Below are 23,876 nucleotides of genomic sequence, written 5' to 3' on the forward strand. Positions count from 1 at the left end.
TGCCCGCCGCTACTCCTCGTCTGCGGCGAGTTCGCCGACCTCGCGCCGTTTGCCGTCGGCGTCGTCGTTCGCGTACTTGTACACGACGCCGTCTTCCTCGTCGGCCGTCGCTTTGTGCGAGCCGTCACAGAGCGGCTGCGAGTCGGAGAGCCCGCACCGACAGACGTAGATCAGGCCGTCGTCGCCCTTGTCGTCGTCGTCGAGTACCGTCGGGCCCCGCTCTTCGTGCGTGACTTCGCGTGCCATGGGCGCGAGTCGGACCGCCGGCCCGATACCGTTTGGGGCGCGAACCCGGGCCCGGCGGTTCGGTCGCCGCAACCCCCTTGCCCGTGGGGCGCGTATCCAAAGTATGAGCGAGACAGACGAGCGAGACCCCGCGGAGCTGACAGACGAGGAGTGGCGCGAGCGACTCTCCGACGAGGAGTACCGCGTGCTGCGCGAGAGCGGCACGGAGGCGAAGTTCTCCGGCGAGTACGTCGACCACCACCCCGACGACGGGGAGTACAACTGTCGGGCCTGCGGGACCGTCCTGTTCGAGGCCGAAACGAAGTACGAGTCCGGCTGCGGCTGGCCCGCGTTCTACGCCGCCGAGGAGGAGTCCGTGACGACGACTGTGGACACCAGCCACGGGATGCGCCGCACCGAGGTCCGGTGTGCGAACTGCGACTCGCACCTCGGCCACGTGTTCGACGACGGCCCCGAGCCCACCGGCAAGCGGTTCTGTATCAACTCGGTCGCGATGGAGTACGACAACGAGTGAGCCGCCGCGACACGGCGCGTCGCGGGGTCACTCCGAACAGAGCGGCAGCCTGACGACGAAGACGGCGCCCTTCGGCTGGTTGTCCTCGACCCACACGTCCCCGCCGTAGATCTCGACGAGCGAGCGGACCAGGTACAGCCCGATCCCCGCGCCCGGGCTGTCGAGGCCCTTCTCTCCCTTCCCGAATATCTCGTCGCGCTGGTCCTCGGGGATCCCAGGCCCGTTGTCGGCGACGCGGACCTCGGCGACGCCCTCGTCCTCGTCGACGGTCGCCGCCACCGTCACGGTCGGCGGGACCTCGTCGTTGTGCTGGACCGCGTTCCGCAGGAGGTTCCGGAACACCGAACTCAGCATCTCGTCGCCGACGACCTCGACCTCCGGGTACGAGCCCTCGACCGTGAAGACGGCTTCTGAGTACGCGGACCGCACCTCCTCGACCTTCTGTGAGAGGACCCGATCGAGCGCGACGCGGCTCGGCTCGGCGTCGTCCCGGAGCATCACCTCGGCGAGGTCGCGGACCGTCGTGGTGAGCGAGACGGCGCTCTGGGTGTTGCGCTTGATCACGTCCAAGTACTCTTTCCCCTCCTCGTCGACGTGCTCATCGAGCAGTTCGGCGTACGCCCCGACGAGCTGGAGGTCGTTGCGGATGTCGTGGCGCATCACTTGGTTCAGCAGCTGGAGGTCGTCGCGCTGGCGCTTGAGGCGCTCCTCCGGGCCCGCCTTGTCGCCGCCGCCCCCGAACCTCCCGTCGTCCCTCTGTTCGAGGGCCTCCTCCTCGTCCATGTCGACTCTGTGGGTCCGCCGGGAGTTTTAGATGTCGGTTGCGGAGAGACGGCCGTCCGCCGCCGACCTCACACCCCCTCGCCGAGTAGCTCGCGGGCGACGATGTTCTTCTGGATCTCGGTCGTCCCCTCGTAGATCTGGGTGATCTTCGCGTCGCGGTAGAGCCGCTCGACGTCGTGGTCGTTGACGTAGCCCGCGCCGCCGTGGACCTGGACCGCCTCGTCGGCGACCTCGACCGCGGTCCGCGAGGCGAACTCCTTGGCCATCGACGCGAGCGCGGTCAGGTCGCCCGACTCGTTGTCGACCGCCCACGCGGAGCGGTAGGTGAGCCAGCGGGCGGCCTCCGTGTTCGTGTGCATCTCCGCGAGCTTGTGTTTGATCGCCTGAAAGTCGCTGATCGGGCGGTCGAACTGCTCGCGCTCCTCGGCGTACTCCAGCGCGCGCTCGGCGGCGCCCCGGGCGATGCCGACGCCCTGCGCGGCGACCGCGGTCCGCGTCTCGTCGAAGAACTGCATGAGCTGGAGGAACCCCATTCCGCGCTGGCCGATGAGGTTCTCCTCCGGCACGCGGACGTCGTCGAAGCGGAGCTCCGCGGTGTCGCTCGCGCGGATGCCGAGCTTCCCGGTGATCTTGTCGCGGGTGAGCCCGTCGCGGTCGCCCTCGACGAGGATCTGCGAGTAGCCGGAGTAGCGGTCGTCGATGTCGGGGTCCGTCTCGCAGACGACGACGAAGTAGTCGGCGACGGTGCCGTTCGTGATCCACATCTTCGAGCCGTTGATCACCCACTCGTCGCCGTCCTTCTCGGCGCGCGTCGCGACCGAGGTGACGTCGGAGCCCGCCTGCGGCTCCGAGATAGCAGAGCCCATCACCGCGTCGCCCGCGGTCACCTCGGGAAGCACGCGCTCCTTCTGTGCCTCCGTGCCGAACTCCATCAGGGCCTCCGCGCCGAAGCCGGCGCTGGAGATACAGAGGCCGATCCCCGGGTCGGCCGCGAACAGCTCCTCGGTGAGGATGGCGTTCTCCAGCGAGGAGTAGCCGATCCCGCCGTACTCGACCGGGACGTGCGGCGCGAGCAGCCCCATGTCGGCCGCCTTGTCCATCACCTCGTGCGGGTACGCCTCGTCGACGTCGTACTCGGTGGCCACCGGCCGGATCTCCTCGTCGGCGAACTTCCGCACCTCGTCGCGCAACTGTCGTTGCTCGTCGGTTAGCTGGAACTCCATACCGGAGCGATCCATCGAATTCTACATAATCGTTCGTAAACAACCGAGAATCCGGAGCGCGTTTACCTCGGGGCCGCTGCGAACGAGCATTCGCGGCCGCGGTCATCCCAGTCAACCGACGGGTCGCTCGAACCGGTCGATAGCGAACGGCTCCGCGTCGACGGGCGGCTCCGAGTCGGTGGCGAGCGCGGCGGCGACCTCGCCGACGACCGGCGCCGTCTTGAATCCGTGGCCGGACATCCCGACCGCGACGACGACGTCGCCGGCGTCGTCGACCGCGTCGACGATGTAATGACCGTCCGGGGACTGCGACAGCACGCACGTTCTCGTTCCCAAGAGGGGACCGTCACCGTTCGGCGCGAAATCGCGCGCGAAGCCGCGGGCCGGCTCCGTCTCGGCGGGTTGCGCGGCGCGAGCGTCGTCGGGGTGGACGCGCGCTCCGCGGTCGTGCGTCGCACCCAATTTGAACCCGGGAACGCGATGTCGCGGCAGCCCGTAGAAGTGCCTCCCGTCCGCGGCGTCCATCACGAACACCGGAAACGAGTCGGGGTCGAACGCCGACGGGTTCCGGGGCCGGACCCGACAGGCGACGTGCCGCTCGCGCTCCAACAGCCCGTCCACCGCGGGGACGTGATCGGCGGCCCAGGCGCCCGAGGCGACCACGACCGAATCGGGCTCGTAGGCCCGTCTCGGCGTCCGGACGCGGACCGTCCCCGCATCCGCGGTCCACTCTACGACCGGCTCGTGGGCCCGCAGTTCGGCGCCTTCCGCTGCCGCCGCCTCGACGAGTGCGACGAGGCACCGCTCCGGATCAAGGAGCCCGCCGTCGGGCTGGAACACGGCTCGGTACTCTTGGGGCAGGTCGTAGGCGGGAAACCGGTCGTTCACTTCGTCCGCGGTCAATACCTGGTGTTTGATGCCGTGGCTCCGGCAGGTCGACCGCGCGCCGGTGAACGAGTCGCCGGATTCGGGACCGATGGTCAGCGACCCGGTCCGACGAAACAGGTCGGTGTCCGAGTCGGAGTTGAGCCGCTGCCACAGCCGCCGGCTCCGCCGAAGCATCGGCACGTACATCTCGCCCTCGTGGTAGGCGAGTCGGAAGATGCGGCTCGATCCGTACGAGGTCGCCTGCGGGTTCGGGAAGTCGCCCTGCTCGAGCAACAGCACGTCTCGACCCTCGGTGGCGAAGGCGCGGGCGGCGGCACACCCCACCACGCCCGCGCCGATGACGACCGCGTCGTACTCGGCCATACCCCTTCGTGGCGGGCGGCCGCGTTAGTCGTTTGGGGGCGCCAGACAACACCGTCCGCGAAGAATTCAGGGACGTCAGTCGCGGCCTTCGACGAACGCCGCGATCCGGTCGGTCGCCGCCTTCAGTTCGCGCATCGAGGTCGCGTACGAGACGCGGAGGTGTCCCTCGCCGCCCTCGCCGAAGACGGAACCGGGCACGACCGCGACCCCCTGAGCCTCCAGCAGCGCCTCCGCGAAGGCCTCGTCGTCGCCGCCGCACTCGGGGAACGCGTAGAACGCGCCGCCCGGCTCGAACGTGTCGAGACCCACCTCGTTGAACCGGGAGACGACGAGCCGCCGCCGGCGGTTGTACTCCTCGACCATCTCCGTCACCTCGTCGTCGCAGCGGTCCAGCGCCTCGATAGCCGCGTACTGCGGGGTCGTCGGCGCCGACAGCATCGTGTACTGGTGGATCCGGTTCATCGCGTCGATCGCGCCGCTGGGTCCCAGCGCGTACCCGAGCCGCAGTCCGGTCATCGCGTACGCCTTCGAGAAGCCGTTGACGACGACCGTGCGCTCGCGCATCCCCGGCTGGGTCGCGATCGAGGCGTGGTCGTCCCCGTACGTGAGCGCGGCGTATATCTCGTCGGCCACCACGCGGACTTCGTTGTCGCGGCAGAACGCCGCGACCTCGGCGAGCTGCCCGTCGGTCATCGTCGCGCCCGTGGGGTTGTTCGGGTAACACAGCACGAGTAGGTCAGCGTCGGCCGCGCCGGCGGCCTCCAGCGACTCCCGCGTGAGCGCGAAGTCGTCCTCGGCGTGGGTCGGAACCGTCAGCTGCTCGCCGCCGGCCAGCTCGATCCCCGGCCCGTAGGAGATGTACGTCGGCTCGTGGACCGCCACGGTGTCGCCGGGGTCGACGAGCGCGCGGAACGCGAGGTCGACCGCCTCGCTCGCGCCGGTGGTGACGAGGACCTCCGACTCCGGCTCGTACGACTGGTCGTAGCGCTCGTGGTGGTCGGCGATCCGCTCGCGGAGCGCGGCCATGCCGCGGTTCGCGGTGTAGGAGGTCTTGCCACGTTCCAGCGAGTCGATCGCGGCGGTGCGGGCGGTCCACGGCGCCGAGAAGTCCGGCTCGCCGACCCCGAGCGAGATGACGTCGTCGCGCGCCTCCGCCAGCTCGAAGAACTTCCGGATTCCGGACTCGGGGAGGGTGCGCGCGCGGTCCGACAGCCTCATGGCGACACGGAGAGGCGGTCGTCGTCGTCGCCGTCCTCGAACCGGATCCCGCCGTCCTTGTACGTCTCCATGATGTAGTGGGTCACCGTCTGGGTGACCGCCGGCATCGGCGCGACCTGCTCGGAGATGAACTCGGAGACGTCCTGCATGTTCTCGCCGAGGACTTCGACGGCGAAGTCGTAGTCGCCGGAGACGAGGTGTAAGGCGTCGACCGCGGGAAACTTCGCGATCCGGTCCGCCACCTGCTCGTACCCGGTCTCGCGGTCGAGTTCGACGTTGATCTCGACGACGGCGCGGATCTTCCCCTCGTCGACGCGGTCCCAGTCGACGACGGCCTGGTAGCCGTGGACGACGCCGTCAGCCTCCAACGCGTCGATCGCGTCCGCTACCGCCGCCGCGTCGAGGCCCGTCTGGGCCGCGATGTCGTCGATGTCCTCGCGGGCGTTCCGCGCCAACACGTCGAGTACCTCGCGCTCGGCGTCCATACCGTACGATCGCCCGGGGGCGGTTTATGAGTAGCGACGGGCGCAAGTCGGGCGAGGATCGGGTCACGCCACGCCGAGGTCGCTCCCGAGCCCCGAATCCTTATCAGTGATACCGATGTATCACAGCACATGAGTACCGACACGAATCCCGGCGACGACCGGATGGAGAAGATCAACGTCCGTGTTCCGAAGTCCCTCTTGGATCGGATCGATGAGGTGTGGGAGCGACGGGGGTACGCGAGCAAGTCCGAGGCGATCCGCGACGCGCTGCGCGACTGGGCCGAGCCCTCCGTGACGCTCTCTGAGGAAACGCTCTCAGATCTGGCAGAGAGCCGCGAGCAGGCCGAGCGAGACGAGACGGTATCCGCCGAAGAGGCGCGTGAGCGACTAGGCCTGGATGACTGAGGTCGAGTACACCGAGCAGGCGCTCTCTCACCTCGAATCACTCGATCCGCAGGCTGCCGATCGGATACTGAACAAGGTCGACGAGGCGACGGAGTGGACCGAACACCGGTTGGAACCGCTCTCCGGCTACCCGTAGTACAAGCTGCGAGCCGGCGACTACCGCGCTATCGTCGCGTGGGATCGGGGTGCTGATCTCATCCGCGTCGAGGCCGTCGGCCACCGCCGGAACGTGTACGAGCGACACCTCCCTCCCTGAGAGCGTTCCGCTCTGCCGTCCACCTCTCCTTCCGGCATCCCCACGGCTATGGGCGTGGCGCGAGATCGATGTGCCATGGCTTCGAACACCACCAGCGAGCGCGACACGTTCGACATCGGCGGCGAGTTCACGGTCGACCGCCTCGGCTTCGGCGCGATGCGCGTCACCGGCGAGGACATCATTGGCCGACCGGACGACGAAGCGGCGGCGAAGGAGGTCCTCCGTCGGGCGGTCGACCGCGGCGTCGACTTCGTCGACACGGCGGACTCCTACGGACCGGGCGTCTCGGAGCGGCTCATCGGCGAGGCGCTCGGCGACCCCGACGACGTGGTCGTCGCCTCAAAGGCCGGCCTGCTCCGCAACCGCGAGGGCGACTGGCTCCCCCACGGCGATCCGGACTTCTTGAAAAACCAAGTGCTGTGTAGTCTCGACCGACTCGGCACCGACGCGATCGACCTCTACCAGTACCAGCGCCCCGACCCCGACACCGACTTCGAGGAGTCGGTCCACGCGTTCGCGGAGATGAAAGACGCCGGCCAGGTCGCCCACGTCGGCCTCTCGAACGTCACCGTCGAGCAGTTGGAGACCGCGATGGATGTCGTCGATGTCGCCACCGTTCAGAACCGGTACAACGTCGGCCACCGCGACGACGAGGACGTGCTGCGCGCCTGCGAGGACCACGGCGTCGGCTTCATCCCGTGGGGGCCGATGTACGCGGTCGACGACGAGGAGTCCGCCGACGCGCTCGGCGAGGTCGCCGAACGCCGAGACGCGACGACGCGGCAGGTCGCGCTCGCGTGGCTGCTCGACCACTCCGACGTGACGCTGCCGATCCCGGGCACGTCGAGCGTCGACCACCTCGAATCCAACCTCGCGGCCGCAGACCTGTCGCTCACCGACGAGGACCGCGCCGCGCTGAACGAGATCGACCCGCAGTAGTCTCGGGACGCTCGGGCGGCGCGATCGAGTACGCGTGAGTCCCGCTCGAGGGTCACTCGACGGTCTCGACCCCGGCCATCTCGGCGACCTTCAGCGCGGTCGCGACGTTGAACGCGAGCCCGAGCGGCGCTGTGACGACCGCGGCCGCGACCGCCCCGCCCGCTCCGGCGTGTGCGAGGAGGCTCACCGGGACCGAACAGACCGCCGTGACGACCGCGACGGCGAGGAAGAAGCCGAGCGGTCGGTGCTCGTCGACGAGCGCGCGCGCCCGTCGCACCGCCGACTCGATTCCCCGGTCCTCCAAGGCGAGAACGTAGACGGTCGGGAAGTACAGATACGAGACGACGACGTACGCGCCGATCAGCGGGAGGAAGAACACCGCCGACTCCACCGTGCCGAACGGGAGCGACACCGACAGCCCGCCCCCGGTCGGCGAATCGACGAAGCTCCAGAGGTCGTACCGGTAGACGGGGAACGACGCGCGCAGCGAGAGCCCGTTCGTCTGCCCCGTCGCGAGCAGGTCGCGCGCTCGGAACAGCGCCGTCGCCAGCGGGACGAGCGCCAGCGGAAGCAGCCGCGAGAGATGCGAAACGGTGCGTTCGACGATCGGTTCCGCCGGATCGGGATCGGAGGGACCGGTGGAGGGCTGCGCCATACCGGCGGCTCGCGTTCGGGCCTCAAAAGCGTCGGCCGTCAGCGGTAGCCGTCCGCACGCTGCGGTCGGCTCCCGGGCGCAGGGCGCCGACGCTACTCCTCGAACGGGTTCGTCAGCTCGACCGTCTCCTCGCGGTCGGGGCCGACGCCGACCGCGTAGATCGGGGTGTCGATCTCGTCGGCGAGGAACTCGAGGTAGTCACGAGCCGCCTCGGGGAGCGCGTCGTAGCCTGCCTCGGCGACCGCCGAGGAGTCGAACGGCTCCCAGGTGTCGAGCGTCTCGTAGATCGGCTCGCAGCGCTCCCACCGGTCGGTAGTGGTGGGGACGGTGTCCAACTCCTCGCCCTCCAGCCCGTACCCCGTACACACCTTCAGCTCGTCGAGCCCGGCGAGCACGTCGACGTGGTTGACCGCGACGCCGGTGAACCCGGAGACGCGCGCGGCGTGGCGGAGCATCGGCAGGTCGAGCCAGCCGATCCGGCGTGGGCGGCCCGTGACCGTGCCGAACTCGCCGCCCTTCTCGCGGATGTCGTCGGCGAGCGCCTCCTCGTCGGCGTCGCCGTCGAGTTCGGTCGGGAGCGGCCCCTCACCGACCCGCGAGAGGTACGCCTTCACGATGCCGACGACCTCGCCGTCGCCGACGGTCGTGACACCAACTCCCGAGCCGACCGACGCCGCGCCCGCCGTCGGGTTCGACGAGGTGACGAACGGGTAGTTCCCGTGATCGACGTCGATGTGGGTCCCCTGCGCGCCCTCGAAGAGGATCTCGTCGCCCGCTTCGCTCCGGCGGTGGAGGTAGTCGGCGCAGTTGACGGTCATCTCCTCGTCGGCGAGGCGCTCGCCGATCGCGGCGAACTCCTCGTGGAGCGCGTCGACGTCGAACGCCTCCGCCCGCTCGTCGTCGTCCCCGATTTCGAGCCCGTACACGTCCTCGACGAGCGCGCGCTTCTGTGGGACCGCGTATTCGAGCTTCTCGCGGAGCGCGTCGGGGTCGAGCAGGTCCGCGATCCGGATCCCGCGGCGGCCGGCCTTGTCCTCGTAGGTCGGGCCGATGCCGCGACCGGTAGTGCCGACCGCGTCGCCGGCGTCGTCGTCGGCCTTGACCTCCTCTTCGATCCCGTCCAGCACGCGGTGGTACGGCATGATGACGTGCGCCCGGCGGGCGACGCGCACGTCGGGGTCGAGCCCGCGCTCGCGCAAGTCGTCTATCTCGGTGAACAGCGTCTTCGGGTTGACGACGCAGCCGTTGCCGAGGATGCCGACAGTCCCCCGGACCGCGCCGCTCGGAACCAGCGAGAGTTTGTACTCCGCGCCGCCTTCGACGACGGTGTGGCCGGCGTTGTCGCCGCCCTGATAACGGACCACGACGTCCGCGTCCCCTCCCCACCGGTCGACGAGTGCGCCCTTGCCCTCGTCGCCGAGTTGGGAGCCGACGATGGTGAGTGTCATACGCCCTGCCGATTCCGCGCGCGGGGTAAAACCGATTACGGTCTGCGACCGTGAGACTGGCACAGATGTGGATCAGAAAATGGGACGACCGCTGAGAATACTCTCGTTCGTGTATTCACTCGGCGTCGCCTCGCGACGGGTCCGGTATGTGCTTTTCCCGCGCGTTGGCACACGCCCGCCGTGCCGCGATCGAACACGTTAACTACTCCCACGTCAAAGCGTGCGATCTGACGAGGCCTCCCCGGCCGGCGACAGCAACTTTTAAACGGGGGCATGACGAGTTAACATGTGCCATGATAGATCGATTAGAGAAGGAGGTAGACATGCTGGAACGTCACCTCCAAGTCCTGCGGATGGTCATCGAAAACGAGCCGATCGGCATCGTGAAGATGTCGAACGAGACCGGCTACCCGCACCACAAGGTGCGCTACTCGCTGCGCGTCCTCGAAGAGGAGAACCTCATCGAGCCGTCCAGTCAGGGCGCGATCACCACGGAGCGGACCCACGAGTTCGTCGACGAACTCGACGAAAAGCTCGACGAGACCGTCGAGAAGCTCGGATCCATGCGGATCGACGACGCCGCAGAACTCGAGAACTGACCGCGCTTTCGATTTCGACCACCGACACATCTCCCGCGTTTCTGCGCTCCGCGTAGTCGTCTCCGACGGGGACCCGCGACGGCTACAGGTCCGGGACCGTCATGTGGAACCCGCCGTCGCGCGCCTCGACGAGACAGAGGTGGTACCCTTGCTTGCGCGAGAGCTTCACGAAGCTCGCCCGCTTCGACCGGCTGAACAGGCCGCCGCCGACCGCGTCGCTCGCGGTCTCCAGCGCGCCCGGCTCGAAGAAGCTCTCGGTCACCGCGAACGCGCCGGCGAACGTCTCGTTCGACCCCGCGATGTCGCGCCCGTTCTCGACGAGCGACTCCAGCGTTCCCTCCTCGGTGGGGTCCCGGCTGTCGTTCAGGTCGGCGACGAACAGCGGGTGGCCCATCCGGTCGCGCAACACGAGGTCGAACGACCGCTGCTCACGCACCTCCTCGCCGCCCTCGCGAAGCTCGATTGACACCGTCCCGCCGATCTCGGCGCGGTCGATCTCCGGGAGCGCGTCGTAGAGGTCGCGGAGCGTCCCCTCGTTGCCGGTGCCGCGGACCTCGAACGGGAGGTCCTCGACCAGCCAGCGGGTGAAGCCGTACTCGATGGTCTCCTCGAGGAACTCCGTGAACGGGCGGCCGTCAACCGCGAGGCCGTCCGTCTCGAAGCTCGTGTGGTGTTCCATCCGGAGGTTCTCGCGGAGCGCATCGCGGTCGGCGCTCCCCTCGTGGGCGTCGGTCAGCGTCGCGCCCTCCTTCGAGTCGTACCTGATGAACAGGTTCGTCCCGTTGCGCGCCTCGGCCGGCGTGAGCGTCCGCTCCGCGTCAGGGAGCCGCTCCTTGGCGTTCGAGAGCTCACTGCGGAGCCGGTCGCGCTCCTCTCGAAGGTCATCGACCTCCGTTTCGAGGCGTTCGACCTCGTCGGCCAGCTCGTCCCGCTCCGTCTCGACCTCGTCGCGCTCGGCCGCCAGCCGGTCGCGTTCGTCCGCGAGCGACTGCCGCTCGGTCTCCGTCTCCTCTAAGGCCGCCTCGAGCTTTCGGAGGCGATCCGAGCCCGCACCGCCCTGCGCGTCGCGCGCTTCCCGCGTCGACACCGCCGACGGCGTCGACGCGGACTGCGCGGACTGCGCGGTCGAGCGCGGCGACGGCGACTCGCCGTTCGCGGTCGACTCGCTCCGCTCGGTTCCGGCTCGGTCGTCTGCCGGGCCAGAGCCCCGAGCCGACGCCGAGCGCCGATCGTCGTCCGCCGTGGGTTCGCCACTCGCTTTCGAGGGGTCAAGCGCCGGAATCGACTTCTGTTCTCTCCACTCGGCCTCCTCCGAGAACACGTCCTCGGAGTCCGGCGCGCCGGTGCGATCCGAGTCGGCGCGGTCCGAGCCGGAGGCGTCCGCGTCGCCGGCGGCCTCGGCGGCCGCCCTCTCTGACTCGGTCGCCGGCCGTCGAGCGCGCTCTGACCCGCCCGAGTCGCGGGCGTCTCCCTCGGCGGACTCGGCGTCCCCGATCTGAACCGCGCTGCGCGACGGCGGCTCTCCGTCTCCCGATGCGCCTCCGCTCGAACCGGCGTCCGCTCGCTCGTCAGCCGCGCTCGCGTCCACGCCAGCCGTCTCACTGCGCCGAGTCGACGCCGCCGGGTCGTCGTCTCGACTGTCGTCCGGCGCGCCGCCGACCGCGGCTGGGGACTCGTCGTCGTCTCCGTCCGTCCCGTCGTCACCGCCCGTTTCGGCGTCGCTCCGTTCGGACTCCGTCTCGTCGGTCGCGGCGTCAGCGGCGTCCGCAGCGTCCGCGTCGGGGACGGCGTCTGTACCGACGGCGTCGTCCGTACCAGCCGTGGTGTCCGCGTCGGCCGCGTCGTCACCCTCCGGGAGCGGTCGGACGTCGAGGTCGACCTCGTACACCGTGTAGATGCCGACCTCGTCGGCGGCGAGTTCGAAGGCGTCGTCGCCCGTCTCCAACCGCCTCGCGTTGCCGACGTACGCCGCCGCCATCGACTCGCCGCCCGTGTACGCGACGTAGTAGTCGCCGGAGAGGACGTTCTCCGACAGCTCGATGTAGCCGGTGAACCCACCCCGCGAGAGCTTCTGGTCGGCCTCATTCAGCGGCGTGTCGTTGGTGTAGTACTTCGCCCGCGGCTCGCCGCCGAGTTCCTGCATGGCGAAAAGCACCGGGAGCGCCTCGTCGGGGGCCCGGTAGATCGTCCCGGAGGCGTCCGCGAAGGCGTCGAGCGTGGCGTCCACGACGCCGACGACCCGCCCGTCCACGAGGAACAGCCACCCGGTTCCGTCGGTCGCCGCGCCGGAGAACCCGTCGTCGACGATCCGCCGGAGTCCCGCGAACCCGCCGGAGAACGAGCGGTCGTCCCACTCGGTGATCGCTTCCCTTCGCTGTGCGTCCATATTTGGGTGTATCTCGCCAACACCGACCCAAATACCTTCCGGACCGTGAGACGGCCGTCTGACGCCGCGACTCGGGGTTCGGCTCGGTCGCCCACGGGCACGATCGGGCGCTCCGAACGGCTCCTCGCTCAGCGATCGCCGACGGCGGCGATCGCCTCCCGACCGAGGTCGACGACGTCGTCCGGGAGGTCGCTCGCCGCGAGCTCCGAGGGGGTGTACCAGCGCCAGCGCGCCGGGTCGACCTCGTCGTCGCCGTCGGGGGCGATCTCCCGAGAGTCGACGCGGGCGTAGTAGAGGTGGTCGACGTGCTGGTGACCCACCGACCCGTCTTCGTGGACGTTGATGTCGTGGAGCATGAGGTGGGCCGGCTCGGGGAGCCCGCGGGTGTTCGGGCCCGTGATCTCCGACTCCGTCGCGACCAGCTCCGGCGCGAGTCCCGTCTCCTCGCGGACCTCGCGGCGCGCGGCCTCGTGCGGGAGCTCGTCGCGGTCGACGTGGCCGCCGGGCGGCAGCCGGATCCCGAGCCGCTCGTGTTCGTGAAGCGCCGTCGCCCCGTCGTTGACGATGTACGTCGTCGCCGTGAAGTGGCGAGTCGTTTCCATGTCCGCGGGTGGCGACGCGTCGACTTCGCGGTTTCGACTCGGGCGAATCGGGAGGGTTCGGGCGGGCGACGAGACGACGCCGAGCCGACCAGGAAAAGCGCGTCAGTTCAGCGCGACCGAGTCCTCGGCTTCGAGGAGCTCGTGGTACCGGTTCCGGATGGTGACCTCGCTGATGTTCGCGACCTCGCTGACCTCGCTCTGGGTCACCTTCTCGTTGACGAGCAGCGAGGCGGCGTAGACGGCGGCGGCGGCGAGCCCGACCGGCGACTTCCCGGAGTGGATCCCCTGTTCCTTCGCCGTGTCGAGCAGGCTGCGGGCGCGGCGCTCGGCCTCGTCGGAGAGGCCGAGGTCGGAGGCGAACCGCGGGACGTAGCTCTCGGGGTCCGCGGGCTGGATCTCCAGTTTCAGCTCGCGGACGACGTAGCGGTACGTCCGCGCGATCTCGTCCTTCTCGACGCGGGAGACGCCCGCGATCTCGTCGAGCGAGCGCGGCGTCCCGGCCTGTCGGGCGGCGGCGTACAGCGAGGCCGTCGAGACGCCCTCGATGGAGCGGCCGGGGAGTAGGTCCTCGTCGAGCGCGCGGCGGTAGATGACCGAGGCGGTCTCGCGGACGTTGTCCGGGAGGCCGAGGGCGCTCGCCATCCGATCGATCTCGCCGAGCGCCTGCTTCAGGTTGCGCTCCTTGGAGTCGCGGGTGCGGAACCGCTCGTTCCACGTGCGCAGCCGCTGCATCNGCCATCCGATCGATCTCGCCGAGCGCCTGCTTCAGGTTGCGCTCCTTGGAGTCGCGGGTGCGGAACCGCTCGTTCCACGTGCGCAGCCGCTGCATCTTCTCGCGCTGGCGGCTGGACAGCGACTTACCGTAGGCGTCTTTGTCCTGCCAGCCGATGTTCGTCGAGAGCCCCTTGTCGTGCATCATGTTCGTCGTCGGGGCACCGACTCGGGACTTGCTGTCCTTCTCTTTGGAGTCGAACGCGCGCCACTCGGGCCCGCGGTCGATCTCGTCCTCCTCGACGACGAGCCCGCAGTCGACGCAGACGGTCTCGCCGTGTTCCGTGTCCGTCGCGAGCTGGCCGCCGCACTCGGGACACCGCAGCTCTTCCGCTTCGCTCTCCGAGTCGGTCTCTCTCTCGTCGACGTCCTCGGTCGTGTACGTTCGAAGGTTCTCGCTCATTGGTTTGGTACGTGGAGGGAACAACGGAACCGAGAGACGGGTCTCGGTGTTTTCCTCACCTTCGGGTAAGTGACCGACGCACTTAAATGTTCGCGTGTTTGGTGCCTCGAAGACACGGCCGAAAACGGCGTGTACAACCCTGTACAATTCGGAATTCCCGACGGTGCGGGCGGAGCCGTCGTGAGAACCGATCCGACGGTGCGAGCACGAGATATGGTATATATACGTTTCGTGGGGCGGGGCGGCGCTCGGGCGACCGATCCGGACGTCAGTCCCCGGCCGCGACGGTCGCGCCCGCACCGGCGAGATAGCCGACGACCACGCCCAGTCCGGTCACCACTAGCACGGTCGCGGCGAGGTCAGGGCCGGCGGTGACGCCGGTCACCTCCGACACCGGGAGGCCGCCGCCGTCGGAGATCGGTGCCGTCCCGTCGGCCGCGTGACGCGTCAGCGGCACCCGGGAGACCGCCCACAGCGCGAGCATCGTCGGGAGATATCCGAGCGTCGCGCCCACGCCGGTCGTGGCGCCGGCGAGCGGGTCGTCGATGCCGAGGTATCGGACGGCGGCCGCGGCGGCGAGGGCGAAGGTCAGCGGGACCGCGCGGAGCGGCCACAGCGCGGCGTCGGCCTGTATCAGCGGGTGACCGATGATGACGTGGTTCGAGAGTCCGGGGCCCGTCCGGAGCCGGACCCAGTGCGCGTCGAGGAAGAACCAGATCGACCCCTCGACCGCGGATATCGGTCCGCCGACCATCCACCGGGCGACCTCGGAGTTGCCCGGCGAGACGCCGGCGACCGCGAGGCCGATCCACGTGAGCGCCAGTCCGAGCAGCGCCGCGCCGCTCCCGCAGGCGACGGCGACCGGCAGCCAGCCGGACGGGAGGTGGACGAGCGAGGGGAGGGTCGTTCGTCGCTCCGTCGACATCTCGGCCCCGTTGTTCCGGCGTGACGGGTATATGCTTTGTCGCGGGTCGCCGACGACCGGCACCCACGTCCGGCCGGTACTCCCATCCGGCCGGTTCCGTGAGGGGAACGGATTTGGGCGTCGCGCGAGCATCTCGGGTATGAACCGCACGCGACTCGACGACCGCCTCGCGGACCTCGACACGGACGGCTACCTCCTCGACGCGTCGCAGGAGGACGCCAACCAGCTGTACCTCTCCGGGTTCACCGGCCCGGACCCGTTCCTCACGCTGTACGCCGACGGCGAGGTCCACCTCCTCGTCAGCGGACTGGAGTACGGCCGCGCGACGAGCGAGGCCGCGGCCGACACCGTGGAGCGCCACGCCGACTACGACTACGAGTACGGCGGCCGCGAGGAGCGCAACGACATGTACGCCGCGTTCGTCCGCGACAAGGGCGTCGAGTCCGTCTCGATGCCGCCGCGCGGCCCGGTCGGCACCGCGGACGCCCTCCGCGAGCGCGGCGTCGATGTCGCGGTCGACGACGACGACCGACTCCAAGCGGTCCGCGCGGTGAAGACCGACGAGGAGATCGACGCGATCCGCGAGGCGCAGAAGGCCAACGAGGCCGCGATGCGGGCCGCCGAGGACCTGATCGCCGGCGCCGACGTGGCCGGCGAGGACGTCCCCGCGGACGGCGACGTCGAGCCCGGCGTCCTGCTCCGCGACGGCGAACCCCTCACCAGCGGACGCGTGACCGAGGAGATCGAGGTGACGCTGCTGCGACACGGCTGCGCGCTCGACGAGACGATCGTCGCCGGCGGCGCGCAGGCCGCGGACCCGCACGACCGCGGCTCCGGCCCGCTCCGCGCGGACGAGGCGATCATCGTCGACATCTTCCCGCGGTCGAAGGCGACGAAGTACAACGCCGACATGACGCGGACGTTCTGCGTCGGCGAACCGAACGAGACCCTCCGCGAGTGGTACGACCTCACCGAGCGCGCCCTCGACGCCGCGCTCGACGCGGTCGAGCCGGGTGCGACCGGCGAAGACGTCCACGCCGCCGCCTGCGAGGTGTACGAGGAGGCGGGCGAGCCCACCTTCCGGACCGACCCCGAGACGGAGACGGGGTTCATCCACTCGACCGGGCACGGCATCGGCCTCGACGTCCACGAGTCGCCGCGCCTCGCGAACGGCGGCGGGGAGCTGGAGCCGGGCCACGTTGTCACCGTCGAGCCCGGGCTCTACGACCCCGAGGTGGGCGGGGTTCGGATAGAGGACCTCGTCGTCGTCACCGAGGACGGCTACGAGAACCTCACCGACTACCCGATCGGGTTCGCCGCAGAGTGAATTCTCGGCGGGAGGGACACGGGGGTCGGGGGCGCCCGTCGCGCGACACCCGGCCCGTCTGACCGCGATCGGAAGCCGCTTTGACCCGCGTCCGGAACGTCGACCGTGAACTGGCGGTACGAACACACGGCGCTCGCGCTCTGTACCCTCGCGTTCACCGGCACGATGGTGGCGCGGCTGGTCGTCAGCCCGCTCGTCCCGGAGATCACGGCGCGGTTCGGCGTGACCAACGGGACCGTCGGGCTCGCGCTCAGCGGGATGTGGCTTACCTACGCGCTGGCGCAGTTCCCCTCCGGCGTCCTCGGCGACCGCTTCGGCGAGCGCCGCGTCATCCTCGCGGCGGTCGGCGCCACCGCCGTCGCGTCGGTGCTGCTCGCCGCGTCGCCCTCGATCCTCGCGTTCGGGCTGTTCGCGGCTGCGCTCGGCGTCGGGGCGGGGCTCCACTACTCGGTCGCGACGACGTTCCTCACGCGGCAGTTCGACGACACGGGCCGCGCCATCGGCGTCCACGTCGCTGGCGGGCCGCTGGCCGGGCTCGCCGCGCCGCCCGCCGCCGCGCTGGTCGGGTCGCGGTACGGCTGGCGCGCCGGCGTCCTCCTCGGCGCCGCGGTCGCGGTCCCCGTCTTCGTCCTGTTCTCGTGGAAGGTCCGGCCGACCGAGCCCCTCCGCCCTGACCAGCCGATGGGCGAACGGTTCGCGCTCGGCCCGCTCGCCGAACTGCTCTCGCGGCCGCGGATCCTCTACACGACCGCGCTGGCGACGATGGGCGCGTTCACGTGGCAGGCGACTGCTTCCTTCCTTCCAACGTTCCTCGAGGTGGGTACAGGCCTGTCGAGCGCGCTGTCGGCGCTGCTGTTCTCGGCGTACTTCCTCGTCCACGGCGGCACCCAGCCGGTGACCGGCTCGGTGTCCGACCGGATCGGGCGCGACGCCACCGCGATGGTGACGATGAGCGCCGGCGTCCTCGGTTACGGAACGCTCGTCGCGGCCGCGACGCTCGATCTGGGCCTCCCCGCCGTGGTCCCGGCCGTCGGCCTCGTCGGCCTCGCGATGTCGTGGGGCGCGCCGGTTCAGTCGCGGTTCATGGACCTGCTGTCCGACGCCGAGCGCGGCGCCGGCTTCGGACTCGTCCGGACCGCGTACATGGTGACGGGCGCCTCCGGGAGCGTCGTCGTCGGCGCCCTCTCCGATACCGCGGGATGGCCCGTCGCGTTCGGACTGCTCGCCTGCGTGATGGCGCTCGGGCTGGCGACGCTGTCGGCGAACCGGCTGCTCGGGCTGGGGTACTGAGCCGCGGTCGGGCTAAAAAGAGCGTCGACGCGCGAGCGCTCAGAGCCGGTCGTCTTCGATGCTCCCCGGGTCCTCCGCGGTGTCGAACATGTTGTTTTCGGCGCCGTCGAGCATCTCGTCGCGCGGGTCGTCGTCCACGACGCTCACGTTGTACGCCTCGATGCCGGACGCGATGAGGTCCTCCGCGGCCTGCTCCTCGGAGACGAACTCCTCGTCGGCCAGCTGCTGAAACTCCGCGTACACGTCGTCCGAGAGGTTCAGCTCGAAAGTGGGCATACCCCCCGTTCCGACCGGACGCTTTTAAATTGATCCCTGTCGAAGGACGCGGTCGGAGCGGACCGCCAATGAACGACGACGAAACCGTGGTGGAGGCGTACGACGACGGCCATCGGATCGTCCGCGAGGAGCGAAACCGCCCCGACGCGTACCATTTCGACGGCCCGGACGGACGAATCGCATCGTTCGAAATCCCGCAGGCGGCCCGGTTGTACGCCGACCTGTACGCGCTCACCGGCGGCTTTGACGAGGCGCAGACCGGCAGGCGAGGCGTCCCGCCGCTGATCGTCGGGGCCGACGAGGAGATCCGGATGACCTACCTCACCGTCCGGCTGTCGGTGACGTACGCCGCGCGGGCGTTCGACGTCGACGAGTCGGTCGTCCGTGACGCCGTCGACGAGATCCACGCGCGAGGGTCGGAGCTGCGATCGCAGGCGGACGGGAACGGCTGAGAACCGATCGGCGGCGACGCCCCGAACATCTGCGGGGGCAGGAGTACCCCGGCTGGAGACCGTTTCACGCACATGCCCAGTTTTCCGTCTCCCTTCGGCTCCGACGGCGGCGACCTGTTCGACGGCTACGACGAGTTCGTCGCCGAGAATCTCCCCGATCCGGGGCGGTTCCTCGAGGGTCACGACGTCCTCGCGGGCGCGGACCACCTCGCGTTCCACCGGCTCACCCGCGACTGCTTCGAGGAGCGGACGGTGTACGACATGACGTTCGACTACAACCTCACGCGGCTCAACCTCGACACGCGCCACGGGAGCGCCGGGTTCCGCTACGCGGTCGACCGCGTCCGCGCGGCCCCGATGCACAACCAGAGCGAGGCGGTGAACGACCGGCTCGCCGAGCTGGAAGCGACGTACACCGAAACGGGCGATATAACGGACGAAACGGCTGAGGCCGCGGGAGTCGAGTCGAATCCGACGGGGCAGAGAGGCGGCGCGAGCGCGGGGAGTCGGTCGACCGACGCACCGTTCTAATCGCGGGTCGGGGGCAGTCTCGCCGCCGCTTACAGGTCGCGCCAAGCCCCGAGGAACCGCTGGACTGCGGTGAGGTGGCCGACGACGGCGAATAGCGCGAGCAGGAGGCCGACCACGTTCAGCCCGGCGACGATCGGCGCGGCGTAGACCGCGGCGGCGACGCCGACGATCCCGGCGAGCGCGAGCCGGTCGGCCCGGCCGAGGAGCCCGCCGTACTCGCGCCCGATGCCGACCGCCTGGATCTGCGTGCCGAGATAGGAAGTGAGGAGGACGCCCGTGACGGCGGCGAAGCCGAGCGCGTACGCCTCGACACCGGCCGTGAACCCCGCGATGATCGCCACGTCGGCGTAGCGGTCGAGGACGTGGTCGAGGAAGTCGCCCCCGTCGGAGGCGACTCCCTGATGGCGCGCGAGCGCCCCGTCGACGACGTCGAGCCAGCCGTTGAGGAGGACGAGCAGCGCGCCGGCCGCGTACAGCGGACTCGACCCGGCGGCGAACGCCCCGGCGGCCGCGACGGCGAGGAGAAAGGCGATAACGCTCACCTGGTCGGGCGAGAGGCCGAGCCTGTCGGCCGCCGACACCCACGGCCCGAGCAGGCGGTCCGCCACCGAACGGTACTGGTCGAGGGTCATCTACCGTCTCGACCGTCGCGGGCGGCTCATATATAATCGATGAAGTCCACGGTGCCGGCGCTCGGCTCGCGCTCGCCCTCGACCGCCGCGCGGATCGCGTCGGCGACCGCCTCGGGGTCGCGGTCGGTCGCGTCGACCTCGTAGACGTTCTCCGCGCCGTGTTCGGCGACCGCCTCCGAGAGGATCACGTCGAGCGCCTCGCTCTCGGTGTTCTCGGCCGCGGTCTCCGCGGACTCGCCGCGCGCTTCGAGGCGGGACTCGATCGACTCGGGGTGACACCGCAACACGACCACACGGTCGACGTCGAACCGGTGCGCGAGGTGCGAGTCGAGGACGCCGGACCAGTCGCCCAGATCCTCGCGGACCGCGTCGAGGTCGGCGACGAGCGTGTCGCGGTCGTCGTCGCGCTCCGTCCAGAGGTCGTCGTCGCCCTTGATCCGATCGTTGAGGTGGATCACGTCGTACTCGCCTTCGAGCAGCGCCGTGGCGGTCGACTTGCCGGTTCCGGGGGTGCCCGTGACCGCGACTCGGTCGGCGCGGCCGCGGTCGGTTCCTTCGGCGGTGTCGGGCTCCTCCGTCACGCGCGAACACCGAGCCCGAGGTCCGCCAAGGTCTCGTTGAGCAGGTCGACCGCCTCCCGGGTCTCCTCGCGGGTGCCCGTCGAGATCCGGACGTGTTCCGGGAGCCCGAACGAGGTGCAGTCGCGGATTATCACGCCGCGCTCCTGGGCCGCCTCCGCGACGCGCTCGCCGTCGCCGACCGCGGCGAGGACGAAGTTGCCCGCGGAGTCGACGGTGGGCGCGTCGAGTTCGTCCGCGATGTACTCGCGGGCCCAGCGCGCGGACTCGACCGACCGCTCGACGTGCTCCTCGTCGTCGAGCGCGGCGATCGCGGCGCGGCAGGCCAGTTCGTTGGCCGCGAACGGCGTGTTGACGCGGGCGTACGCCTCGCCCCAGGCCTCCGGGACGACGCTGTAGCCGATCCGGAGCCCGGCGAGACCGTACGCCTTCGAGAAGGTCCGGAGGACCGCCACGTCGTCGCGCTCGTCGACGAGCGGGATCGCGCTGTCGACCGCGGCGAACTCACCGTACGCCTCGTCGACGACGACCAGCGTCTCCGGCGCGGTCGCGTCCGCGATCGCCTCGATCTCGTCGAGGGGCATGGTCGAGCCCGAGGGGTTGTGCGGGGAGGTGACGTAGACGATGCGCTCGCCCCCGTAGGCGCTCAGGACGGTCTCCGCGTCCTGTGCGAAGCCGTCGTCGGGGGCGAGGTCGTACTCCGTCACCTCGCCGTGGTGGTACCGCGAGGACATCGCGTAGTAGGCGAAGCCGGGACTCGGCACCAGCACCTCGTCGCCCGGCTCCAGCGCGGCCCGGGAGAGGTAGTCGATCGAGCCGTCGGCGCCCGGTGAAACCCACACCTGCTCGTCTTCGATCCCCCACTTCTCGGCTATTTTCGCGGTGAGATCCGTGTGCGAAGACTTCGGGTACTGGTTCACCCGGTCGGCGTGTTCGCGGATCGCCTCGACAGCCGCCGGGCTCGGGCCGTGCGGGTTCTCGTTCGAGGAGAGCTTGATGAGGTCGTCGGGGTCGAGCCCGCGTTCGCGGGCGACCTCCTCGACGCCCCGCCCGGGCACGTACGGCGAGTGATCGGAGAGATCCCGTGGTCGCATGGCCGAAACTGGGGAGCGGTCGTGCTTAAGCGTGGTCTTGGCGGACGACGCTCACGCCGGCGTCGAGGCGAATCGATCACGGAGAGGTGTCCTCGGCGCGCAGCCGCCGCGCCGCCTCGGCGACGACGTCGGGCCGTCCCGCCAAGTCGACGGCGATCGTCTCGCCGGCGTACTCGACGTCCGCGACGACGCTCCGGTCGTACGCCCACGAGAGCGCGGCCTGTGTGTCGCCGCCGTTGGGGACTTCGACAGCGGCCGTCGCCGTCGGGAGCGCGTCCGCCACCGCCGCCGCGAGGTCGGCGAGTCCCGACTCCTCACGGACGCTCACCGGAATCGGCGGCCGGAGCGCGTCCACGGCTGGCGCGTTCCGGGGGTCGAGGTCGGCGACGGCGGCCTCGTACGCCTCGACCGCGGCCGCGAGGCCGTACGCGTCGACCTCGTCCGCCTTCGACAGCACGGGGATCACCGAGCCGTCCGTCGCTTCGATGGCCCTCAGCGAAACCCGGAGCTTTCGGTGGAGGGCGGCGGGGTCGTCGCTCGTGTCGACGACGAGCAGCGCGCAGTCGGCGGCCCGGATCGCGTCCACGGTCGCGCGGAACGAGCGCACCGACTCGTGCGGCAGGCCGTCGAGGAAGCCGACCGTGTCGGTAAGCAGGGTCCGCCGACCGCCTATCTCCGCGCGGCGCGTGGTCGTCGAGAGCGTCTCGAATGGTCGGTCGGCGACCGCGAGCGCCCCGTCGTCGGCCGGATCGCCCTCTGCGCCGACGCGCTCGGCGTCAACCCGCCCGTCGTCGCGCAGTTCCGGCTCGTCCCCGAACTCGGGGTCGTCGACCTCGTCCGCCAGCCGCCGCGCCAGCGTCGACTTCCCGGCGTTGGTGTAGCCGGCGAGGGCGACCAGATCGAACCCGGCGTCGCGTCGCTCGGCTCTGCGCGCCGCCCGGTCGTCGGCGATCTCGTCGAGCGCGCGCTCGGCCGACTCGATCCGCTTCTCGACGTCGAGGACGCGGCTGTCGCCCTCGGGGCGGAGCCGCACGTCCTCGCTCGCGTCGCGAGCGACTGCCTCGCGGAGCCGCGGCAGCTCGTAGCGGAGCCGCGCCAGCTCCAGCTGTTTGTCGGCGGCCCGCGAGTCGGCCGCGTCGGCGAACAGCTTTAGGGCCAGTCGCGGGCGGTCGATCACCGCGGTCCCGGTCGGCAGCAGGTCACCGAGCGAGAACGTCTGGCCCGGTGACAGGCTCCCGTCGTAGATGACCGCCTCGGCGTCCGTCGCGGCCGCGAGGCGCATCAGCTCCTCGGCCTTCCCGCGGCCGAGGTCGTAGGTCGGGTCCTCGCGGCGCCGCTGGGTCACCTCCCCGACCACCGCGTAACCGGCCGCGGCGGCCAGTTCGCGGATCTCGGTCGTGTCCGGCGGTCCGTCGGCGGTCCGCGCCGCGACTATGGCTCGGGTCGCGTCGTCCGGCGGCCAGTCGGGATCGCTCGATACGGCTTCGGTCGGCTCGTCGGTCTCACTCGATTCGTCGCGTTCGTTCGTCGTGGCGTCGTCTCGTGACATTCGGTGGGGCGCTCGCGTCGGCCCGAAGAGGGGAGCGGCTCGCTCCGCGTGCGGTCGGGGTCGATACTCGTGAACGAGCGACGAACGAACTGGTCTCCATATCTTCGACTCCGACGGACAGTACATAAGCGTTCACCGGAAACGAGGTGTGGTACCGGGAAACAAGACAAGCGGGTATCGACCGATACCGACCGATCCGCCGGGCCGGACCTCAGGGGACGCGCACGTCGTGTTCGAGGGTGCCGACGCCCTCGACCTCCACCTCGACGGTGTCGCCGTCGGAGAGCGCGCCGACGCCCTCGGGGGTGCCCGTCGCGATGACGTCGCCCGGTTCGAGCGTGAGGTACGTCGTGATCTCCTCGATCAGCGTCGGCACGTCGAATATCATGTGTTCGCGGTCGCTCGACTGCTTCGTCTCCCCGTTGACGCGGAGTTCGACGCTCGCGTCGTCGGGCACCTCGTCGGGCGTCGCGAGGACCGGGCCGAGCGGCGCGGCGCCGTCGAACGCCTTGCCGCGCACCCAGTTCTGCTCGCGGTTCTGGTCGTCGCGGTTCGACACGTCGTTCAGACAGGTGAACCCGGCGACGACGTCCATCGCGTCCGCCGCGTCGACCGCCTTACACTGCTCGCCGATCACGACCGCGAACTCAGCCTCCCAGTCGATCCGGTCTTTGCCGGCGGGGACGGTCACGGTGTCGCCGTGGCTCGCCACCGCGTTCGGCGGCTTGAGGAAGAGCAGCGGGCGGTCCGGCACGTCGTTGCCGAGTTCGGCCGCGTGGTCGGCGTAGTTACGCCCGATACAGACGATCTTCGAGGGCTCCGTCGGCGCGAGCACGTCGATCTCGGGGTCGGAAAGCGCGTAGTTGTCGCCGCCGAAGGCGACGGTGTCGGTCGCTGGGTCGTACTCGCCCTCGCGGATCGATCCGGCCGGGTCGCGAAACCGTACGCGGTACATACGCGAGCGAACGGGCGGACGCCCGAAAAACGTTCCCGGAGGGGCAAGCGACGACCCCCGGAGCGGCACGCGACGACCTCCGG

Annotated in this window: 25 protein-coding genes and 2 pseudogenes; 9 read left to right on the forward strand and 18 right to left on the reverse strand. The window is 70.1% G+C overall.

Annotated elements, in window-relative coordinates; genetic code table 11:
* Positions 1 to 9: 9 nt before the first annotated feature.
* Entirely contained in the window at positions 10 to 246 is a 237-nt protein-coding gene (locus tag C463_RS07665) for a CDGSH iron-sulfur domain-containing protein (RefSeq protein WP_008442536.1), read from the reverse strand.
* Positions 247 to 349: 103 nt separating this feature from the next.
* On the opposite strand from C463_RS07665, the gene msrB reads away from it, so the two are divergent.
* Positions 350 to 760, forward strand: a complete 411-nt coding sequence (gene msrB / locus C463_RS07670) for a peptide-methionine (R)-S-oxide reductase MsrB (RefSeq protein ID WP_008442537.1) — start codon at positions 350 to 352, stop codon at positions 758 to 760.
* 27 nt (positions 761 to 787) lie between these two features.
* Here the strand turns inward: msrB and C463_RS07675 are convergent, their stop codons facing one another.
* The 5 genes from C463_RS07675 to C463_RS07695 all read right to left on the reverse strand — a co-directional run bounded on the left by C463_RS07675 (position 788) and on the right by C463_RS07695 (position 5,720).
* Positions 788 to 1,543 carry a sensor histidine kinase gene (locus C463_RS07675; RefSeq protein ID WP_008442538.1) on the reverse strand — a complete coding sequence of 252 codons (756 nt, stop codon included), beginning with the start codon at positions 1,541 to 1,543 and terminating at the stop codon, positions 788 to 790.
* Between the two features lie 68 nt (positions 1,544 to 1,611).
* On the reverse strand, positions 1,612 to 2,766 hold the full coding sequence (locus C463_RS07680; RefSeq protein ID WP_008442539.1) for an acyl-CoA dehydrogenase family protein: 1,155 nt from the start codon (positions 2,764 to 2,766) through the stop codon (positions 1,612 to 1,614).
* A gap of 111 nt (positions 2,767 to 2,877) precedes the next feature.
* Complete coding sequence (gene solA / locus C463_RS07685; RefSeq protein WP_008442540.1) at positions 2,878 to 4,017, reverse strand: N-methyl-L-tryptophan oxidase; 1,140 nt, start codon at positions 4,015 to 4,017, stop codon at positions 2,878 to 2,880.
* Positions 4,018 to 4,092: 75 nt separating this feature from the next.
* Positions 4,093 to 5,235 carry a pyridoxal phosphate-dependent aminotransferase gene (locus C463_RS07690; protein ID WP_008442541.1) on the reverse strand — a complete coding sequence of 381 codons (1,143 nt, stop codon included), beginning with the start codon at positions 5,233 to 5,235 and terminating at the stop codon, positions 4,093 to 4,095.
* Positions 5,232 to 5,720 (reverse strand): Lrp/AsnC family transcriptional regulator, encoded by a 489-nt coding sequence (locus tag C463_RS07695; RefSeq protein ID WP_006113643.1) that lies wholly within the window; start codon positions 5,718 to 5,720, stop codon positions 5,232 to 5,234. The genes C463_RS07690 and C463_RS07695 overlap by 4 nt, the downstream gene beginning before the upstream one ends.
* A 129-nt stretch (positions 5,721 to 5,849) precedes the next feature.
* Here C463_RS07695 and C463_RS07700 point away from each other — a divergent pair, with 129 nt between their 5' ends.
* The 3 genes and pseudogenes from C463_RS07700 (at position 5,850) to C463_RS07710 (ending at position 7,320) form a co-directional block, all read left to right on the forward strand.
* Positions 5,850 to 6,125 (forward strand): ribbon-helix-helix domain-containing protein, encoded by a 276-nt coding sequence (locus tag C463_RS07700; RefSeq protein ID WP_008442542.1) that lies wholly within the window; start codon positions 5,850 to 5,852, stop codon positions 6,123 to 6,125.
* A pseudogene (locus tag C463_RS20130) lies at positions 6,118 to 6,381 on the forward strand (type II toxin-antitoxin system RelE family toxin). Before C463_RS07700 ends, C463_RS20130 begins: the two are co-directional and overlap by 8 nt.
* Positions 6,382 to 6,456: 75 nt before the next feature.
* Positions 6,457 to 7,320, forward strand: coding sequence for an aldo/keto reductase (locus C463_RS07710; protein ID WP_008442549.1), 864 nt, complete (start codon positions 6,457 to 6,459; stop codon positions 7,318 to 7,320).
* Positions 7,321 to 7,372: 52 nt separating this feature from the next.
* On the opposite strand, the gene C463_RS07715 is transcribed toward C463_RS07710, so the two are convergent.
* Positions 7,373 to 7,975: a hypothetical protein gene (locus C463_RS07715; RefSeq protein ID WP_008442550.1), complete on the reverse strand. Its 603-nt coding sequence runs from the start codon at positions 7,973 to 7,975 to the stop codon at positions 7,373 to 7,375.
* A gap of 92 nt (positions 7,976 to 8,067) precedes the next feature.
* Positions 8,068 to 9,423, reverse strand: a complete 1,356-nt coding sequence (locus C463_RS07720; RefSeq protein WP_008442551.1) for an adenylosuccinate synthase — start codon at positions 9,421 to 9,423, stop codon at positions 8,068 to 8,070.
* Positions 9,424 to 9,716: 293 nt separating this feature from the next.
* Between C463_RS07720 and C463_RS07725 the strand changes: the two genes are divergently transcribed.
* Positions 9,717 to 10,022 (forward strand): hypothetical protein, encoded by a 306-nt coding sequence (locus tag C463_RS07725; RefSeq protein WP_004595838.1) that lies wholly within the window; start codon positions 9,717 to 9,719, stop codon positions 10,020 to 10,022.
* 82 nt (positions 10,023 to 10,104) lie between these two features.
* Here the strand turns inward: C463_RS07725 and C463_RS07730 are convergent, their stop codons facing one another.
* The 4 genes and pseudogenes from C463_RS07730 to C463_RS07745 form a co-directional block, all read right to left on the reverse strand.
* Entirely contained in the window at positions 10,105 to 12,408 is a 2,304-nt protein-coding gene (locus C463_RS07730; protein ID WP_008442552.1) for a DUF7527 domain-containing protein, read from the reverse strand.
* A 128-nt stretch (positions 12,409 to 12,536) separates the two neighbouring features.
* Entirely contained in the window at positions 12,537 to 13,010 is a 474-nt protein-coding gene (locus tag C463_RS07735; RefSeq protein ID WP_008442553.1) for an NUDIX hydrolase, read from the reverse strand.
* A 102-nt stretch (positions 13,011 to 13,112) separates the two neighbouring features.
* Positions 13,113 to 14,184 (reverse strand): annotated as a pseudogene (locus tag C463_RS20010) (transcription initiation factor IIB).
* Between the two features lie 268 nt (positions 14,185 to 14,452).
* Positions 14,453 to 15,109 carry a hypothetical protein gene (locus tag C463_RS07745; RefSeq protein WP_049905672.1) on the reverse strand — a complete coding sequence of 219 codons (657 nt, stop codon included), beginning with the start codon at positions 15,107 to 15,109 and terminating at the stop codon, positions 14,453 to 14,455.
* 139 nt (positions 15,110 to 15,248) lie between these two features.
* Here C463_RS07745 and C463_RS07750 point away from each other — a divergent pair, with 139 nt between their 5' ends.
* Positions 15,249 to 16,436 carry a M24 family metallopeptidase gene (locus C463_RS07750; RefSeq protein WP_008442558.1) on the forward strand — a complete coding sequence of 396 codons (1,188 nt, stop codon included), beginning with the start codon at positions 15,249 to 15,251 and terminating at the stop codon, positions 16,434 to 16,436.
* A gap of 105 nt (positions 16,437 to 16,541) precedes the next feature.
* Positions 16,542 to 17,726 carry an MFS transporter gene (locus C463_RS07755; RefSeq protein ID WP_008442561.1) on the forward strand — a complete coding sequence of 395 codons (1,185 nt, stop codon included), beginning with the start codon at positions 16,542 to 16,544 and terminating at the stop codon, positions 17,724 to 17,726.
* Positions 17,727 to 17,765: 39 nt separating this feature from the next.
* On the opposite strand, the gene C463_RS07760 is transcribed toward C463_RS07755, so the two are convergent.
* Positions 17,766 to 18,002, reverse strand: a complete 237-nt coding sequence (locus C463_RS07760) for a hypothetical protein (protein WP_008442562.1) — start codon at positions 18,000 to 18,002, stop codon at positions 17,766 to 17,768.
* 68 nt (positions 18,003 to 18,070) lie between these two features.
* Here C463_RS07760 and C463_RS07765 point away from each other — a divergent pair, with 68 nt between their 5' ends.
* Entirely contained in the window at positions 18,071 to 18,454 is a 384-nt protein-coding gene (locus C463_RS07765) for a hypothetical protein (RefSeq protein WP_008442563.1), read from the forward strand.
* Between the two features lie 72 nt (positions 18,455 to 18,526).
* Positions 18,527 to 18,985 (forward strand): hypothetical protein, encoded by a 459-nt coding sequence (locus C463_RS07770; protein WP_008442564.1) that lies wholly within the window; start codon positions 18,527 to 18,529, stop codon positions 18,983 to 18,985.
* Positions 18,986 to 19,014: 29 nt separating this feature from the next.
* On the opposite strand, the gene C463_RS07775 is transcribed toward C463_RS07770, so the two are convergent.
* From C463_RS07775 to C463_RS07795, 5 genes are all read right to left on the reverse strand, one after another.
* Complete coding sequence (locus tag C463_RS07775; protein WP_008442565.1) at positions 19,015 to 19,617, reverse strand: CDP-alcohol phosphatidyltransferase family protein; 603 nt, start codon at positions 19,615 to 19,617, stop codon at positions 19,015 to 19,017.
* A gap of 26 nt (positions 19,618 to 19,643) precedes the next feature.
* The gene (locus tag C463_RS07780) at positions 19,644 to 20,198 is read right to left on the reverse strand and encodes an adenylate kinase family protein (RefSeq protein WP_008442566.1); all 555 of its coding nucleotides are present in this window, start codon (positions 20,196 to 20,198) and stop codon (positions 19,644 to 19,646) included.
* Positions 20,195 to 21,289, reverse strand: a complete 1,095-nt coding sequence (hisC, locus tag C463_RS07785) for a histidinol-phosphate transaminase (RefSeq protein WP_008442567.1) — start codon at positions 21,287 to 21,289, stop codon at positions 20,195 to 20,197. Before hisC ends, C463_RS07780 begins: the two co-directional genes overlap by 4 nt.
* A gap of 76 nt (positions 21,290 to 21,365) precedes the next feature.
* The gene (locus tag C463_RS07790) at positions 21,366 to 22,838 is read right to left on the reverse strand and encodes an HflX-like GTP-binding protein (protein ID WP_008442568.1); all 1,473 of its coding nucleotides are present in this window, start codon (positions 22,836 to 22,838) and stop codon (positions 21,366 to 21,368) included.
* 211 nt (positions 22,839 to 23,049) lie between these two features.
* Entirely contained in the window at positions 23,050 to 23,793 is a 744-nt protein-coding gene (locus tag C463_RS07795; protein ID WP_008442569.1) for a fumarylacetoacetate hydrolase family protein, read from the reverse strand.
* Positions 23,794 to 23,876 lie beyond the last annotated feature (83 nt).

The sequence above is a fragment of the Halorubrum californiense DSM 19288 genome, assembly GCF_000336875.1.
GTDB classification, from domain to species: domain Archaea; phylum Halobacteriota; class Halobacteria; order Halobacteriales; family Haloferacaceae; genus Halorubrum; species Halorubrum californiense.